Origin of the sequence: Blautia sp. AM23-13AC (assembly GCF_003435675.1) — a bacterium.
Classification (GTDB): Bacteria; Bacillota; Clostridia; order Lachnospirales; family Lachnospiraceae; genus Fusicatenibacter; species Fusicatenibacter saccharivorans.
In genome coordinates this window covers 59,573-74,243 of the sequence record NZ_QTUL01000012.1, presented here as the reverse complement: position 1 = coordinate 74,243, position 14,671 = coordinate 59,573, and the positions used below count along the sequence as shown (strand labels likewise).

At 48.8% G+C, this 14,671-nt stretch carries 14 protein-coding genes; 11 read left to right on the top strand and 3 right to left on the bottom strand.

All coding sequences use genetic code 11. The features are described from left to right. The first annotated feature begins 50 nt into the window (after positions 1 to 50). The 7 genes from DW642_RS12525 (at position 51) to DW642_RS12495 (ending at position 7,174) form a co-directional block, all read left to right on the top strand. Positions 51 to 389: a P-II family nitrogen regulator gene (locus DW642_RS12525; protein ID WP_117510388.1), complete on the top strand. Its 339-nt coding sequence runs from the start codon at positions 51 to 53 to the stop codon at positions 387 to 389. 33 nt (positions 390 to 422) lie between these two features. Then, the gene (locus tag DW642_RS12520; RefSeq protein ID WP_117510387.1) at positions 423 to 1,637 is read left to right on the top strand and encodes an ammonium transporter; all 1,215 of its coding nucleotides are present in this window, start codon (positions 423 to 425) and stop codon (positions 1,635 to 1,637) included. 13 nt (positions 1,638 to 1,650) lie between these two features. Then, positions 1,651 to 1,989, top strand: coding sequence for a P-II family nitrogen regulator (locus DW642_RS12515; RefSeq protein ID WP_117510386.1), 339 nt, complete (start codon positions 1,651 to 1,653; stop codon positions 1,987 to 1,989). 158 nt (positions 1,990 to 2,147) lie between these two features. After that, on the top strand, positions 2,148 to 3,227 hold the full coding sequence (hisC, locus tag DW642_RS12510; protein ID WP_158555027.1) for a histidinol-phosphate transaminase: 1,080 nt from the start codon (positions 2,148 to 2,150) through the stop codon (positions 3,225 to 3,227). Positions 3,228 to 3,542: 315 nt separating this feature from the next. Next, positions 3,543 to 4,148: a type IV toxin-antitoxin system AbiEi family antitoxin domain-containing protein gene (locus tag DW642_RS12505; RefSeq protein WP_022462444.1), complete on the top strand. Its 606-nt coding sequence runs from the start codon at positions 3,543 to 3,545 to the stop codon at positions 4,146 to 4,148. A gap of 232 nt (positions 4,149 to 4,380) precedes the next feature. Then, positions 4,381 to 6,525 (top strand): glycoside hydrolase family 3 C-terminal domain-containing protein, encoded by a 2,145-nt coding sequence (locus tag DW642_RS12500; protein ID WP_117510384.1) that lies wholly within the window; start codon positions 4,381 to 4,383, stop codon positions 6,523 to 6,525. Between the two features lie 91 nt (positions 6,526 to 6,616). Then, entirely contained in the window at positions 6,617 to 7,174 is a 558-nt protein-coding gene (locus tag DW642_RS12495; protein ID WP_330410142.1) for a glycoside hydrolase family 95-like protein, read from the top strand. Positions 7,175 to 7,237: 63 nt separating this feature from the next. Here the strand turns inward: DW642_RS12495 and DW642_RS12490 are convergent, their stop codons facing one another. From DW642_RS12490 to DW642_RS12480, 3 genes are all read right to left on the bottom strand, one after another. Then, the gene (locus DW642_RS12490; RefSeq protein ID WP_117510382.1) at positions 7,238 to 8,359 is read right to left on the bottom strand and encodes a radical SAM protein; all 1,122 of its coding nucleotides are present in this window, start codon (positions 8,357 to 8,359) and stop codon (positions 7,238 to 7,240) included. A 120-nt stretch (positions 8,360 to 8,479) separates the two neighbouring features. Continuing rightward, entirely contained in the window at positions 8,480 to 8,887 is a 408-nt protein-coding gene (locus DW642_RS12485) for a hypothetical protein (protein WP_117510381.1), read from the bottom strand. After that, positions 8,884 to 9,222, bottom strand: a complete 339-nt coding sequence (locus DW642_RS12480; RefSeq protein ID WP_117510380.1) for a PqqD family protein — start codon at positions 9,220 to 9,222, stop codon at positions 8,884 to 8,886. Before DW642_RS12480 ends, DW642_RS12485 begins: the two co-directional genes overlap by 4 nt. An 820-nt stretch (positions 9,223 to 10,042) precedes the next feature. Here DW642_RS12480 and DW642_RS12470 point away from each other — a divergent pair. From DW642_RS12470 to DW642_RS12455, 4 genes are read left to right on the top strand one after another with little or no spacing between them, the layout of a single operon-like run. After that, the gene (locus tag DW642_RS12470) at positions 10,043 to 10,966 is read left to right on the top strand and encodes a hypothetical protein (RefSeq protein ID WP_117510379.1); all 924 of its coding nucleotides are present in this window, start codon (positions 10,043 to 10,045) and stop codon (positions 10,964 to 10,966) included. Continuing rightward, positions 10,963 to 11,454: a S24/S26 family peptidase gene (locus DW642_RS12465; protein WP_117510378.1), complete on the top strand. Its 492-nt coding sequence runs from the start codon at positions 10,963 to 10,965 to the stop codon at positions 11,452 to 11,454. The genes DW642_RS12470 and DW642_RS12465 overlap by 4 nt, the downstream gene beginning before the upstream one ends. After that, on the top strand, positions 11,451 to 12,782 hold the full coding sequence (locus DW642_RS12460) for a nucleotidyltransferase domain-containing protein (RefSeq protein WP_117510377.1): 1,332 nt from the start codon (positions 11,451 to 11,453) through the stop codon (positions 12,780 to 12,782). The genes DW642_RS12465 and DW642_RS12460 overlap by 4 nt, the downstream gene beginning before the upstream one ends. After that, complete coding sequence (locus DW642_RS12455) at positions 12,754 to 14,544, top strand: ABC transporter ATP-binding protein (RefSeq protein WP_117510376.1); 1,791 nt, start codon at positions 12,754 to 12,756, stop codon at positions 14,542 to 14,544. The genes DW642_RS12460 and DW642_RS12455 overlap by 29 nt, the downstream gene beginning before the upstream one ends. The last annotated feature ends 127 nt before the right edge of the window (positions 14,545 to 14,671 follow it).

Here is a 14,671-nt window from a genome sequence, read left to right as displayed (position 1 = left end):
ATCAGGTACAGAAAGATTCCGGGAGTACAGGAGCAAAGGGAGGGAAAGACATGAAAAAGCTGGAAATTGTAATTCGTCCGGAGAGCCTCGAAAGCCTGGAGACACTTCTCGAGGAGCAGAAGGCAAACGGTATGATGATTACCAACATCCTTGGATATGGTAACCAGAAAGGATATCGTCAGATGTACCGCGGAGCAGAAATCGTGGCAAAAATGCTTCCGAAAATCAAGGTGGAAACCGTGGTAGAGGATGAGAAGGTGGCAAAAATCGTTGACTTTATCGTGAAGAACCTGGCAACCGGAAGCTATGGCGATGGAAAAATTTTCGTATACGACGTAGAGGATGCGGTGCGTATCCGAACCGGCGAGCGCGGAGAACAGGCTCTTTAAAGCATTTCAGGTAAGGATGAGGAGGACATTATTATGGAAAACACACAGGTATTACTGAACATCGTATGGACCATGGTCGGAGCCTTTCTGGTGTACTTTATGCAGGCCGGATTTGCCATGGTAGAGACAGGATTCACAAGAGCGAAAAACTCAGGAAACATTCTGATGAAGAACATGATGGATTTCGTGCTCGGATCGCTTTTCTTCTTTATTGTCGGATTTGCACTGATGTTTGGAGGCAGCAATGCATTTATCGGAACATCTGGTTTCTTTAACCCGAAATCACTGGCCGATGCAGACGGCATGTTCAACGGACTGCCGATCGGAGTCTTTATGATTTTTCAGACCGTATTCTGCGCAACATCTGCAACGATCGTATCTGGAGCTATGGCAGAGAGAACAAAATTTATCTCTTACCTGATTTATTCCGCAGCAATCAGCATTTTCATTTACCCGATCACCGGACACTGGATCTGGGGCGGCGGATGGTTAAGCCAGATCGGCTTCCATGATTTCGCAGGATCCACAGCAGTTCACATGGTCGGCGGCCTCTGTGCCCTTGCCGGCGCAAAGATGGTCGGCCCTCGTATTGGAAAATATACAAAAGAAGGAAAACCGATTGCGATTCCGGGACACAACCTTCCGCTTGGTGCGCTCGGTGTCTTCATCCTGTGGTTCTGCTGGTTTGGATTTAACTGTGGATCTACGACAGCAGCAACTTACAACCTCGGCGATATTGCCATGACCACCAACCTCGCAGCCGCAGCCGCAACCCTTGTTACCCTGATTGTTACCTGGGTACGGTATGGAAAACCAGATATCAGTATGACCATGAACGGCGCACTTGCCGGACTCGTAGCCATCACGGCAAGCTGCGATGTGGTAAACGATTATGAAGCCATTATCATTGGAGCAGTCGCAGGTGTGGTCGTTGTCTTTGCGGTTGAGTTCTTTGATAAAGTCGTAAAAATCGATGACCCGGTTGGCGCAATCAGCGTACACGGTGTCTGCGGAGCACTTGGAACCCTGTTCACCGGTATTTTCGGCGAGGGATGCAATTTCCTGACCCAGCTGATCGGCTTTGTAGCAGTTGCAGCTTACACCCTGGTGCTTGCTTTTCTCCTGTTCTTTATTCTGAAAAAGACCATCGGCCTTCGTGTAACAGAGAAAGAAGAGATTGACGGACTGGATATGCACGAGCATGGATGCAGCGCTTATGCAAACTTCCACTTCCACAATGACAAATAAGGTGGTGTAAAATATGAAGAAACTGACAGTCATTGTCAAACCCGCAAACCGCGAGGAGGTCATCGACATTATGGAATCGTGTGCCGTATACGGCGCGATGGAAACCGACATCACGGGATACGGAAACCAGAAGGGCTACCGTGTGATGTACCGCGGAACCATGAGCGGTCCGAATGTGCTGATGAAATGCAAATTCGAGACGGTGGGCGACGACAAGACCATAGAAGTGCTGAAAGGCTTTCTGGAAAAGAAGCTGTGCACCGGAAATATCGGAGACGGAAAAATTTTCGTCGAGAAAGTAGCAGATGTCATCCGGATCCGTACCGGACAGCACGGTGAGGAAGCATTATAACGGCATAAAACAAAAAAACAGAACAGAGATTACAACACATTGCGAAGGGGCAGCCAGAACAAATCGTTGGCTGCCCCTTTGAAATTTAACCGAATCAAGCAAGCGGTGAAAGCGGCTTGTGAATATCCGATTGAAAAAGAAAACAGGAGGAAATGGATATGGAAGTAAATAAAATCATCAGCCACGCATTACAGAGCATGCCGCCGAGCAGACGCCAGAAGGCATTTGCGAAGGACACCTCAAAACTGATCCATATGGGATTAAATGAAAACAATTATGGAATGTCACCGAAGGCAGTGGCGGCACTGGAGGACTCTATGGCGGGAAGCCATTTTTATCCTGATTTTGCGGCAGTACTGCTGAAACAGAAGGTAGCGGAGCAGTACGGATTAAAAGCAGAAAATGTACTGACAGGCGCCGGATCGAGTGCGATGATCGATATGATCGGACTGACCTTTCTGGACGATGGAGATGAGGTGCTGTTTTCCGCGCCGACCTACGGGGCATTTGCCGACATGGCGTATTTAAATGGCGGTGTGCCGGTCTCCGCACCGGTAACCGAGGAGCAGAAATTTAATCTCCCTGCCATGAAAGAAAAAATCGGTGAAAAAACAAAAATCGTGGTGATCTGCAATCCGAATAACCCGACCGGAACGTATGTGCCGATCGGGGAGCTGGAAGCATTCGCAGATACCATTCCGGAGGACGTGCTGCTGGTGATGGATGAGGCATACATGGAGTTTGCCACCGAGCCGGACTGCTGCAGTATGGTTGATTATATGAAAGCACATCCGGAAAAACCGATTCTGGTTCTCCGCACCTTTTCCAAATATTATGCGATGGCAGGCCTTCGTGTCGGCTATGCGCTGGGCTCCGAAGAGATGATTGGAATCATGCGGAAATGTTCCGCTTCCTGGAACCTGAATGTCTGTGCCCAGAAAGCGGCAGTGGCAGGCCTGGCAGACCAGGAATATTATCAGGAGCAGAAAGCAAAAATCGTGGAGGGAAGAGAGTATCTGGAAAAAGAGATGGCAGCGCTTGGCTGCAGGGTTTATCCGTCCCAGTCGAATTTCATCTACTTCGATACCGGAAAAGATCCGGCCTGGATTCAGGAACAGCTGATGGAAAAGGGCATCCGTATCGGCGCATTTGAGATGAGCCGTGTCAGCGTGGGAACGATGGAGGAGTGTAAACTTTATATCAAAGCATTAAAAGAAATTCTGGAAGCGGCAGAGTGAAAAAGGTTTTACGGTAAACGTTAAAAGATAGAATGAAAGAGAAAAAGACCGGATGAGAAGTAAAAAATCCGGTCTTTTTCTGCTGGTATGAGAACAGAAAAAGCGGATCAGCAGGTTGCATATTTCAGGTAAAAAAGGTATACTTATAAGTGATAAAAAGAGAAATATGTTAGCAGCAGCTAATAAGAAAAAAACAGAGAAAAAACATGGTTTTTGCAAATTAGTGCTTGCCATTCCATGAAAATTGGAATATTATATGTGCAAACGCCTATAGATGAAAAAACATGTATCACATCCTGAAAGGGGAAAGAAAATATGCTTTTTAAAACATACCAGAAGATCACGACGTTATTTAAAGAACATCATGGATATATGAGCTTCGCAGACCTCAGAGATCATCAGGTGACTGTACTGCAGCTGGCAGAAATGGAAGAGGAAGGAAGTCTGGAACGATTTGCACGCGGCTGGTACTGGTGCAAGGACTGTGGTTATGAAAAACCGGAAGACTATCAATATATCGAAATTGCGAAAGTAAACCCACGCGCAGTCATCTGCATGGACAGTGCTGCATGGCTTGCCGGAATGCTGAAAGAAGAGCCGGCTACGATTGCAGTTGCAACAGCACGGACAGACCGAAAAAAAATGGATCTGGAAAATTTTGAAATCAGACGTTTTTATTTCCAGAATGCCGATGTCCCGGGCGAAATCTGTGAGAAAAAGACAGAGTTTGGTTCCTACAAATATTATTCTCCGAAGAGAACCTTCTGTGACTGTCTGCGCATGAACAACAAGATGCCGGAGGAAGTAAAAGAAGAAATCCTCACCTGGTGCCGGAAACAGAAATATTCCAAAGAAGAGATTCTGGAATACGCGAACAAGCTCCGTGCGGTAAAAAATATCGAGGAAGAGTATCAGAAATAAAATTTCACAGGAATAGATAAGGGAAACTCCCGACGGAAGATCTTATACGAGAAATTCTGCCGGGAGTTTCTGCGTGTATATCGGATGGTTACGCATACACGATTTCCTCGTATGTTCCCCGGTGTCGTTCGCAAAAATCGCATAAAATGAGAAGCAAAGAGCAATACTTGACTAGCCGAACGGGAAACGCGGCGATATAATAGAGGCAACAAATTTCGGGAGGATTTTACCTATGAGTAAAGAGACGAGAGAGTATGCAAAACAGCTGGTTTCCCAGATGACGCTGGAAGAAAAAATGAGCCAGATGGTCTATCAGTCACCGGCGATCGAGCGTCTTGGCATTCCGGCATACAACTGGTGGAATGAAGCGCTGCACGGCGTGGCAAGAGCTGGTGTGGCAACGGTATTTCCGCAGGCTATTGGCCTTGCAGCAACGTTTGATAAAGAGCTGCTGCAGGAGATCGGTGATGTTGTTTCTACCGAGGGACGTGCAAAATTCAACGAGTTTTCAAGAAAAGGCGACCGCGGCATCTACAAAGGCCTGACCTTCTGGGCACCGAACGTCAACATTTTCCGTGATCCGAGATGGGGCCGCGGCCATGAGACATATGGTGAGGACCCGTATCTGACTGGTGAGCTCGGATGCGCCTACATCCGCGGATTACAGGGACCGGACCCGGATCACCCGAAGGCAGCGGCGTGTGCCAAACATTTCGCCGTCCACAGCGGCCCAGAGGCGATCCGCCATGAGTTTGACGCAAGAGTCAGCAAACATGATCTGTATGACACCTATCTGTATGCCTTCAAACGCTGTGTCAGGGATGCAAAAGTCGAGGCAGTCATGGGCGCGTATAACCGTGTCAACGGTGAACCGGCATGCGGAAGCAAGACATTGTTAAAGGACATCCTGCGCGATGAGTTCGGCTTTGAAGGCCATGTTGTCTCCGACTGCTGGGCAATCATAGATTTCCATGAGCACCACAGAGTGACCAAAAATGTAGAGGAGTCCGCAGCGCGTGCCGTCAACAACGGCTGTGACCTGAACTGCGGCGTTGCTTTCCTGCATCTGCCGAAAGCATACGAGGATGGCCTGGTATCCGAAGAGGCAATCACCGCGGCAGTTGAGCGTCTGATGGAAATCCGCATCCGCCTCGGTATGATGAAAGACTATCCGTCACCGTACGAAGATCTGTCCTACGATCTAGTCGAGTGCAAGGAGCATGTTGATCTGTCCGTCGAGGCAGCGAGAAGAAGTATGGTTCTGCTGAAAAATGAAAACAACATGCTGCCGCTCGATGTGAAGAAGATCCGCAGTATCGCCGTGATCGGACCGAACGCGAACTCGAGAGCAGCGCTGGTTGGAAACTATCAGGGAACATCGTCCAGATACATCACACCGCTGGAAGGAATTCAGCAGTATGTCGGTGATGATGTGAGAGTGACATACGCAGAGGGCTGCCATCTGTATAAAAATAAAGTCGAAGGACTCGGCGAGGACAAAGACCGTTTCAAAGAGGCTGTCATTGCCGCTGAGCACGCAGACGTTGTCGTTCTGTGCCTTGGACTTGATGCAACTGTTGAGGGCGAGGAAGGCGATGCCGGAAACGAATACGCGAGCGGCGATAAGCTGGGTCTCAATCTGCCGGGCTTACAGGAGGAACTGCTTGAGACAATCACAGCGGTTGGAAAACCGGTAGTCCTCGTTCTCTCGGCAGGAAGTGCCATCGACCTGTCCTGGGCCGAGGAGCATGTACCGGCTATTCTTGACAGCTGGTATCCGGGTGCGCGCGGCGGAAAAGCCGTGGCAGAGGCGCTGTTCGGCGATTATGCACCGAACGGAAAACTGCCGGTGACTTTCTATCAGGGAACAGAAAATCTGCCGGAGTTCACCGATTACAGCATGGCAGGACGAACTTACCGCTATACTGATAAAAATATTCTGTATCCATTTGGATATGGACTGACGTATGGAACAATTTCCTACAGCGGCGCAAAAACGGAGCAGGAGACGAGCGCGGTGCTCGACGATGTGAACGTGTGCACGAAGGTGAAGAATGAGAGTGCATATCCGCTGCATGAGAGCGTAGAGGTTTATGTGAAATACAAAAACGCACAGCCGGGTGAGCCAGGCTTCCAGTTAAAAGGCATCGCGTGCGTGGAACTGCAGGCAGGAGAAGAAAAAGAGGTTTCTGTGACACTGCATGCAAGAGATTTTGCTGTTATCACAGAGGACGGCGGATGTGTCGTACGGCCGGGCGAGTATGAAATCTCCATCGGCGGACAGCAGCCGGGCGAAAGAAGCCGCGCGCTGACAGGACGTGAGACAGAGATTCTGACGGTCAGAAAAGAAGGAAATGAAGAGAACGTCGAGTATTAAGTATTAGATAGAAATTGAAAAACGAAGAGGGAGGTGGAATCGTCTGCCTCCCTCTTTTGGTGACAGAATGGACGGCTTGGTGCGATGATCGCTGGAAATCTGCCGAACCTGCTTCATTTCCAGACCGGCGGACTGTATGGTGCTGCATTTTCGTGCACCGAAGGGAAAAGTGTCGGTTGAGGGGATGCTGAACCGTGCAAAATATTTTGACCGTACAGGAAAGGTCAACGATCACACGATTTATCTGAGCGGAAACCTAGGAAAAAATGCCCTGGAATTTGCCATGTGCCTGTCGGCAAAAGCAACGGGCGGCCGTGTGTATACCATGGGTCATACTCTGGTGATCGAAGAGGCAGAGAAGATTACCGAAAAGCTGGAGCGCGCGATGGCGCAGAGCAGAGAACACAAAATCATTCTCCTTCCGGCGCTGCCGAAGGCGTGGGATCATGGAGAAGTGAAAGGCCTGCGGCTGGTTGGAAATGCATCGATTGCACTTGCGTGGGAGAATGGAAAACTGACACGGTGTGCGGTTACGGCGGATCAGGCGTATGAAGGGGAAGTTGTGTATGGAGAGATGCGTCAAGCGGTAAAACTGGAAAAAGGTGAGACAGTTATGCTGGATGCGGTATTGCAGCTGCTTGAATCATAAACATGAAGATAGAAAATGCCGGGCAGAGAAAAATCTGTCCGGCGTTTTCAGCATATGTAAAGACTATAAGGCGATGGAGGAAAAAGAAGCTTCTTCTGCCAGCAGCAGGTGATAGTAATGCTCGGAATAGCGGCAGAGATAACCAGGCATTCCCCGATAAGAACTGGTTTCTAAAAACGCGGCTGCGACGCAGGTGCGGCATATCGGTTGCAAACGGCATTGACAGCATTGGGAACTTAGGGAAATCTTCTGTGCAGCGGCGGAAACTTTTTCCCAGGCGGAAATAAATCCAAGATCAAAAACAGGGGCGGAGATTTCGGATAACATCACACAGGGGAAAAGAAAGCCCTGCCAGTTGATGAAGAAGGAGCAGTTTCCGGCAAGACAGGAGATATGACCATTGCCCCGTGGAAAAGACGGATTGTTGACGCGGTGGATGGATTCATGAACGTACTGCCGGAAAATATCGCTGGTCAGCTGCAGTTTCAGTGTCTGCAGGGCAAGCGCAGCGGCGTCTTCCGGGTTCAGGCGGACCTGAGCATCAAAAGGAAGGGAGCGTTCCCGGACGGCGGGCATCATATAGTGATCGGCATGAACGGGGACTCCAAGCTTTTCTCCGAGAACAAAGATTTTTGGAAAATCATGCGCGTTCTTTTTAGTGACGCTACAGCTGATTTTGACATCAACGTTTCGTTCGCGGAGCAGACGGATGGCGCGGACGGTCTGATCAAAGCCCTGGGGGTAATGGCAGAGACGGTTATAGGAAGCGGCATCGGCACCGTAGAGCGTGATGTTAATGCGGCGCGGCCTGTACTTAGCAAAAAAATCAGCCCAGGATTCGCCCAGCAGGGTTCCATTGGTGTTGATGGTAAGAATCATGCCCATGTTTCGAAGCTCAAGATATAGTGTTTTGAAATCAGGAAAGAGAAGTGGTTCACCGCCGGTCAGAAGAAGAAAAAGTGTACCGGCTTTTTGCATCTGCTGTGCAAGCAGAATCCATTCATCAACTGTGCGGAGTTGTCCCTGACATTCCATTTCTGAACGGGACAGACGGACATAACACATGTCGCAGTTCATATTGCAGAGTGGCAGAAGTTCAAGCGCGCCGGTAATAGGAATGTGCTGCTGGCGCGCTTTCTGGAGAAAAGAACGCTCGAAGGTGGAAGCGTCGTCCATGTAGTTCATAAAGGTTCCTCCGAAAAAAGTGGTTTGATGAACCAATTATTAATAGGTATAGTAAAGGATCGAAACGAGTGGGTTCGATCCTTTTGCTGTGGTTTGAAAAATTATTATTTAGTGGAAAAATCAGGATTTGGCGGTTTCCCAAGTATTGATGTCTAATCTGGTAGTACAATGAACGTTTGTACCATTTTCGGTCCAGATGACAACGGGGGTTGCTTCATCATCGCGGGTAGACTGGTCATCTATAAAACCACTGATAAATCCACTATCAGATTCCGCTTCATGAGTCTTGTTACAAGGATGATATCCAGAAAATTGAGCTTGAGAGCCCCAGCCTCCCCATGAGCCTTCTTTTGCGATATATTTTTTTTGCCAAGATCCATCATAATAATAAACATTATAATTATGACCGTATTGTCCAGCATCGCAGACAAATTTATAAACTTTCCCGCTATCCCCGCAGGCCGCCACATATTCATTTGCAGCAAATTCCTGAACCTCAACAACAGGTTCCATCCACTCTTTCTTCATAACGATATAACCTCCCCTAATAATGCATACCTTAAAGTATCATGCACAAAATTTAAAGCAGAATTTTGAATCGTATCTTCCGCAGCCTCATATTCCTCTAACGCCTGTGCAACGACTTCCGAAATGGTACGTGGCTGCTGAAAAGCATTCCAGAGAAATGCAGCGGTATCGTTTGGAACCATCACTGCATTCGAAATCTGACAGGCAGTCCCAACGGGAATAATCGCATATTCCCCTGCAATTTCACGCAGCAGATAATCGGAATTGACACGATATTTTTTTTCATTTATCTTTTGTAACAAATCCGACCGGGTCGGAGAAGCAATCGGTTCCATCACAAACTCCCCTCTTGCAAAATGCTGTGCCTTTTCAGGCAGAAAGTATTTCTGCAGTCAGCAAGAAAAATAGGTAGAATGTTCACAGAAATAAATTACATTTATCATTACAAAAAGATTATAAAAGAAGAACTAGGAAAAGTCAAGTAAAAACTGGAAAAAGATGGGAATGTAATCTGCTCAAAAACGAATTTTGCGATGTTTACTTTTAGTATAGATGAAAAGGAGGTTTCGTGATAAGATAGAGAAAGAATTTGAAACGGAGGTACGGACAGTATGGGAAGCTATTTGAACCCTGGAAGAAAAAACAAATCGCTGCGTGCGGACACTCCAGCGATATCTGTGCGTGAGCCGTCCGAGACGATTTGGAGAAAGATCTGACATACGATAACGAAAAAGAAAACGTATCCATTCCAAACCGCGAAGTATCCCAGGAGTATATCAACGCAATCAGCAGATTTTCATTCTGCAATACAACGATGAAGGCTCGCTGTGGAAGAATATTTTTATCATTATTCTCGGTTCCTGCGTGTTCCGTGTGATCTGGGTGTACACGATTTTCGCGTATTTCCATACCATTCCGTCACTGTATCTGCTGTATATCTTTTCGTGGACAATTACCGGTGCGGCGGAGATCCTGTATTTCCGGCATGGCTATAAAACGCTGCAGATCAGTCGAAAACAAAATTACGTATTTAATTACAAAAGAGGCTCCAAAGATTGACGGAGTCTCTTTTTTTTGTTATCATAAATGCGGAAAAAGGGATCGTGATACGTTGCGGAGAGAAGGGAAGATCATGGGGAGAAAGAGGAGTTTTTGATGGAAAAAACATTTCAGACAGGGAGTTTTTCCTTCCGGCTGAAGTTTCCGGAAGAGCTGGTACTTCCGATGGATATGGAAAAATTTTTGGTGGAAACGGATTCTGCGGATTATACATATATCATTACGGCCGTCGACATATTGCCGGAAGCGGAGGGAGAGCTGATTGTGGATCGGGTCGATCTGCAGGTGTTTCATACAAAAGAAGGATTGGAGAGCCGCCGGATCGGTGTGAAAGGAGAAGCGCGTCCTTATGCATTCTACCGTGAGACTGCGCAAAATCGTGCAGAGGTTTTCGTCGGCAGGTGGTATCTGGCAGAAGTTGAAAAGTATGAAGTTGTTTTTCTTTCCCTCATTGCCCTGGAGCGCCGTCTGGCAGAGCAGCCGTGCCTGATTCTGCACTGTGCATACACGGAGTATCAGGGGAAAGCAATGCTCTTTTCTGCACCATCGGGAACGGGCAAAACCACGCAGGCGGGACTCTGGGAACAGTACCGGGGAAGCCGTACCGTAAATGGGGATAAGGCATTGCTGGAATATGACGGCACAGCGTGGACAGCAAACGGCTGGCCGGTCTGCGGAACCTCAGGAGTCTGCGAAAACAAAAAGCTCCCGGTCGGATGCATTGTAATGCTGAGCCAGGCAAAGACGAATCAGGCGTGGCGGCTGCGTCCGGCAGAGGCATTTACGAGTCTGTACGGACAGATCACCATGAACCGCTGGGACAGGGAGGGACTGGTGCACAGTCTCGACCTTCTCGAACAGCTTGCTGGAAAAGTTCCGGTGTATCATCTGGCGTGCGACATTTCAGAAGATGCGGTGAAAACGCTGGAGCAGGAGATCGGGGCCGGTTCGTTCGAAAGTGAAACATATGCAGCTGCACTGCACAAAAACATGATTCAGAAAAGGGAGAAACATGCATGAAAATGATGGATACACGTGCCTATGTCGGAATGCTGAAAGAACTTGCAGAGCAGGGCAGAGAAGTGCGTATGGTGATTTCCGGGAGCAGCATGGCGCCGTTTCTGATTCATGGACGCGACAGTATTTTCTTCCGAGCGCCGGAGCGGGAACTTCGGAAAGGTGATATCGTATTTTACGAGCGGCCGGGCGGACAGTTTGTCGTACATCGGATCTGCCGCGTTCATGCAGACGGTTATGACATAATCGGGGATGCACAGACGGAAATCGAGCATCATGTGCAACGGAAGCAGATCTTTGCACGGGTGACAAAAGTGGAACGAAAAGGAAAAATACTTGTACCGGGAACGTTCTGGTGGGAGTTTTTTGCACAGGTCTGGATTCGCATCATCCCGCTTCGCCCGATTCTGATGCATGGATATGCCCGGTTATTCGGTGTGGATAAAAAGAAAAATGATGCGTGCAGAGAAAATGAAAGGAAAAGAAGATGATTACAGAAACAGAAACCGTATTCCTTGCGGTGATTCGTGCGTTTTTGACAGAAGAAAAAGCATCGCCGGCGGAAATTCAGGCGCTGACAGAAAAACAATGGAATCATCTGTTTGTCCTCGCGGCACAGCATTCGCTGCTGTCAGCGGTCTACGATGTTGTGGGCAAAGCACCGGAATTTGCAGAGCTTTCGGACGAGCTTCGCAGACAGGTAAAAACGCAGGCGATGCAGAGTGTTTTGCAGCAGGTTTCGCGTACAGCGCTGTTTCTTTCCGACGAAAAGGAACTGGCGCATCTGGGCGTGCAGCCGCTGGTGATGAAAGGAATTGTGTGCAGGAATCTCTATCCGAAGCCGGATCTGCGCCCGTCCGGGGATGAGGATCTGCTGATTCCGGAAAAGGATTTTGCAGCAGTGGATGCCTATTTTATGCGGAAGGGCTTTGTGCGGGACAAAGAAGCCGCAATGCCGGATGGCATCAAAGACGGTGATATCCCGGAAGAGATGGGCTATATTCATCCGAAAACAGGAGCCTTTTATGAAATACATACCAGGCTGTTCAGCACAGAATCCTCTGCCTATGGTTATCTGAATCGTGCATTTTCCGATGTTTTCGCGCATCCATCCAAAGTGGAAGTGCAGGGGCAGAGCATCTTTACCTTAGAAGAAACGCATCATCTTTTCTATCTTCTCTGTCACAGCCTCAAGCACTTTCTTCACGGTGGCGTCGGGATCCGTCAGGTCTGTGATATGGTACAGATGATTCGTGTATATGGAAGAAAAATAGACTGGGAAATGTTCTGGCAGCTGTGCGAGGAGTATCATATGACGTGCTTCTGCATCAATCTGCTGGATATCGGCGAGCGGTATCTGGGCTTTTCCTATGAAGCAAGTGGGGCAGTCCGTGCCGTAAAGAAGCTTCATCCGGATTCCGAAGCGCTTCTGATCGATATTCTCGATGCCGGTTCGTTCGGAAAATCGAGCGCGGGGCGGATCCACAGCGCAAACATTACCCTGTATGCGGCAGAGACCGGGGCGGAAAAGCACACGGCGGAAAAGCACACGGCGGGGGGAATCTGGAAATCGCTGGTTCCGGAAGCTTCCTATATGAAAAACAAGTATCCCTATGCGGCGAGATATCCGTTTCTGCTTCCGGCTGCATACGTGCAGCGGATTCTGAAATGGCTGGGGCAGGGAGAAAAAGAACAGAAATCGAGCATTGAAGTGGGTGCGGGACGTGTCGAACTGCTGAAGAAATACGATATGATCCGCACCGCAGACGGGAAGAAGAGAGGAGACGCGCATGCAGGAAGAATCCAAAGAGAAAAGTAAAGATGCTCCCTTTGAGTCTCTCCGCATCCTGTCGGAGCGATGGAAAAACGGAACATTCTCTGAAATCATCGATGACTGGAAATGGATTTTTGGCTACAGTGCGCGCTATAAAGGTGCGATCGTTTTTTACACGATTCTCGGCATCTTAAGCACTTCGCTTGGCCTTGTCAGCAGCGTGGCAGGAAAATACCTGATCGATATCATTACCGGATACCAGATACAGAAGCTTCCGCTGCTGCTTTGCATCATGATCGGAAGCACCGTGTTCAGTCTTGGATTTGAGAGCGTCATCAACCGCATTTCAACGAAGCTTGGCATCGCGATCAACAACGACATCCAGGCGGATATTTTCGACAAAATCGTCGATGCGGACTGGCTGGAAATCAGCAAATACGCAAACGGTGACGTACTCAACCGCTTTAACGGCGACATTGGAACGGTCAGCGGCAACGCAATCAGCTGGCTCCCGACGATTATCATTGCCGTGTATCGGTTTATTGCCACCTTCTTCGTGATCCTGCATTATGACTGGGTTATGGCGCTGATTGCTTTTTTGAGCGCACCGTTTCTGCTTCTGATGTCCCGGTTTATGATCCGCCGTCAGCGGGAATACAGCAAAGAAGTACGCGAGATGAGCAGTAATCTGATGAGCTTTGAGGTAGAAGCGTTCTACAACTTTGATACGATCAAGTCGTTTGGCATCGCACCGTATTACAGTAAAAAGATGCGCTGGTGGCAGGGACTTTTCAAAGACATCAGCCTGAAATATAATCTGTTTACGATTAAAACCAATATTGTGATGTCCATTCTCGGGAGTGCGGTGGAGTTTACGGCATTCGGATACTGTCTGTTCCGTCTGTGGATGCACGACATTACCTATGGAACCATGACACTGTTCCTGCAGCAGCGGAGTAACCTTTCCGGCGCATTTGGAAACGTGATTTCGATCATTCCGTCCTTCCTCAACAGCTCCGTCTCGGCGCACCGGATCCGTGAGCTCGTGGAGCTGCCAAAAGAAATCCATATCCCGGAGAGTGCCGCGCTTGATCCGCTGGCAAAGGATGGCTTCCGGGTACAGATGCACGGGGTAGAATTTTCCTATATAGAAGGAAACAAAGTAATCACCAAATCGGAGTTTCAGGCCGCCCCCGGCGAGATTGTAGCGCTGGTCGGCCCGTCCGGCGAGGGAAAAACAACGATGATCCGCCTGATTCTCGGCCTTATCCGCCCGCAGGAGGGGGAAACCGTGATCATTGCCTCAAACGGAAAAACGGTTCCTATGAACGCCGAAACGCGTCATCTCTTCGCCTATGTTCCGCAGGGAAATACGATCCTTTCCGGCACAATCGCCGAAAATATGCGCATGGTAAAAGAGGATGCGACCGACGAGGAGATCATTGAAGCGCTCAAAATCTCCTGCGCCTGGGATTTCGTCCAGCATCTGCCGGATACCATCAACAGCCGCGTCGGGGAACGTGGCCGCGGCTTCTCCGAAGGCCAGTCCCAGCGGCTTGCCATTGCCCGTGCCGTCCTCCGCGATGCCCCGGTGCTGCTTCTCGATGAAGCCACCTCGGCACTGGATGTCACAACGGAACGAAACGTCCTTCGAAACATCATCCGTCAACGTCCCAACAAAACCTGTATCGTTACGACGCACCGTCCGAGTGTCCTCGGCCTCTGCCAGAGAGTCTACCGTGTCATGAATGGAACCGTGGCCGAACTCGATGGGGCAGAAGGGGCAAAGATGGTGGAAGATTTTTGACAGAAAAAAGACACAAAAAGAACACAAAGGTCAGAAGAGTGATACTTCAAAGTCAAATCAGTTATAGAGATGGATGCCAAAGTCCTGCTATACTACAACCATCAAAGGTCACACAACACGATACGTG

Bases quoted from the DNA above. Each gene is read 5' to 3' on its own strand.
- DW642_RS12525 (WP_117510388.1), top strand. From the start codon at position 51: ATGAAAAAGCTGGAAATTGTAATTCGTCCGGAGAGCCTCGAAAGCCTG.
- DW642_RS12520 (WP_117510387.1), top strand. From the start codon at position 423: ATGGAAAACACACAGGTATTACTGAACATCGTATGGACCATGGTCGGA.
- DW642_RS12515 (WP_117510386.1), top strand. From the start codon at position 1,651: ATGAAGAAACTGACAGTCATTGTCAAACCCGCAAACCGCGAGGAGGTC.
- hisC (WP_158555027.1), top strand. From the start codon at position 2,148: ATGGAAGTAAATAAAATCATCAGCCACGCATTACAGAGCATGCCGCCG.
- DW642_RS12505 (WP_022462444.1), top strand. From the start codon at position 3,543: ATGCTTTTTAAAACATACCAGAAGATCACGACGTTATTTAAAGAACAT.
- DW642_RS12500 (WP_117510384.1), top strand. From the start codon at position 4,381: ATGAGTAAAGAGACGAGAGAGTATGCAAAACAGCTGGTTTCCCAGATG.
- DW642_RS12490 (WP_117510382.1), bottom strand. From the start codon at position 8,359: ATGAACTACATGGACGACGCTTCCACCTTCGAGCGTTCTTTTCTCCAG.
- DW642_RS12485 (WP_117510381.1), bottom strand. From the start codon at position 8,887: ATGAAGAAAGAGTGGATGGAACCTGTTGTTGAGGTTCAGGAATTTGCT.
- DW642_RS12480 (WP_117510380.1), bottom strand. From the start codon at position 9,222: ATGGAACCGATTGCTTCTCCGACCCGGTCGGATTTGTTACAAAAGATA.
- DW642_RS12470 (WP_117510379.1), top strand. From the start codon at position 10,043: ATGGAAAAAACATTTCAGACAGGGAGTTTTTCCTTCCGGCTGAAGTTT.
- DW642_RS12465 (WP_117510378.1), top strand. From the start codon at position 10,963: ATGAAAATGATGGATACACGTGCCTATGTCGGAATGCTGAAAGAACTT.
- DW642_RS12460 (WP_117510377.1), top strand. From the start codon at position 11,451: ATGATTACAGAAACAGAAACCGTATTCCTTGCGGTGATTCGTGCGTTT.
- DW642_RS12455 (WP_117510376.1), top strand. From the start codon at position 12,754: ATGCAGGAAGAATCCAAAGAGAAAAGTAAAGATGCTCCCTTTGAGTCT.